Source organism: Roseomonas sp. KE0001 (assembly GCF_016107285.1).
GTDB lineage: Bacteria > Pseudomonadota > Alphaproteobacteria > Acetobacterales > Acetobacteraceae > Pseudoroseomonas.
In genome coordinates this window covers 1-1,051 of the sequence record NZ_RCVQ01000039.1, presented here as the reverse complement: position 1 = coordinate 1,051, position 1,051 = coordinate 1, and the positions used below count along the sequence as shown (strand labels likewise).

General features: G+C 65.6%; 1 protein-coding gene. It reads right to left on the bottom strand.

The window, feature by feature from the left end; translation table 11 throughout:
- Positions 1 to 16: 16 nt before the first annotated feature.
- Positions 17 to 962 (bottom strand): IS630 family transposase gene (locus D9598_RS20870; RefSeq protein WP_198368402.1). Its coding sequence is split into 2 segments (ribosomal slippage): positions 17 to 623 and positions 622 to 962, totalling 948 coding nucleotides; the frame shifts between segments, so codons are not numbered across the junction.
- Positions 963 to 1,051 lie beyond the last annotated feature (89 nt).

Sequence of the window (1,051 nt, the reverse complement as noted above, 5' to 3'; positions counted from 1 at the left end):
CTAGAGCATTTTCCATCTACTCCGGCTCATATCCGGCGGCGGTGAAGTAGTTGGCGCATTCTGCTGGTGTGAAGGCATCGAGGAGTTGGCCGATGGTGGCCCAGAGCCCGTCCAGGGTGCGCTCCGCCGCCTTGCGCAGGAGCGCCTTCAGCTTGGAGAAGGCATTCTCGATTGGATTGAAGTCCGGCGAGTAGGGCGGAAGGAACAGCAGGGACGCACCCGTGGCCTCGATAGCCCGGCGGGCCTCGTGGCGCTTATGCGCAGCCAGGTTGTCCAGGATGACGGTGTCGCCGGCGCACAGGGTTGGACAGAGGACCTTCTCGACATAGGCCTGGAAGGCCTGCGCGGTCATGGGCCCATCGAGCAGCATAGGCGCGGTCAGGCCTGTGAGGCGGAGACCGGCGACGAAGGTGGTGGTCTTCCAATGTCCGTGCGGCACGCCTGCACGCAGGCGCTCGCCACGTGGGGCACGGCCCCGCAGTCGCGCCATCTTGGTGCTGGCACCGGTTTCATCGATGAACACCAGGCGATCAGGATGAAAGTCAGGCTGCCGATCGAACCAGGCTTCGCGGGCCGCGGCGATGTCCGGCCGGTCCTGCTCGGCGGCGTGCGCGGTTTTTTTTGAAGGTGATCGCCCGTGCCGCGAAGAAGCGCCAGAGCGTGCCAATCCCCGCCGAGAGGCCGCGCTCGTCATGCAGCCGCTGCTGCATCTCGCGGAGGGTAATGAGGGGCCTGACGGCGACCAGGTCGAGCAGGAAATCGGCCTGCCCATCAAGCTTGGAGCCTCTGGGCTGCCCCTGGCGGCGTGCCGCCGTCTCACCCTCATCCCGCGCTCGCCGTACCCACACAACGGCTGTTGCCACACCCACTCCGAAATGGGCTGCGGCCTGCCGTGCCGACATCCCGCGTGCCGTTGCGTCGAGCACACGCGTCCGGAGATCCTGGCTGTAGGCTCGGGCCATCCTGTCCTCCCTCGCAGGAGGAAAAGCGAATCACATCCCGCCGCAGAAGGGAATCCTCTTCTGAATCGGTGAACGCGGAAACTGCTCTA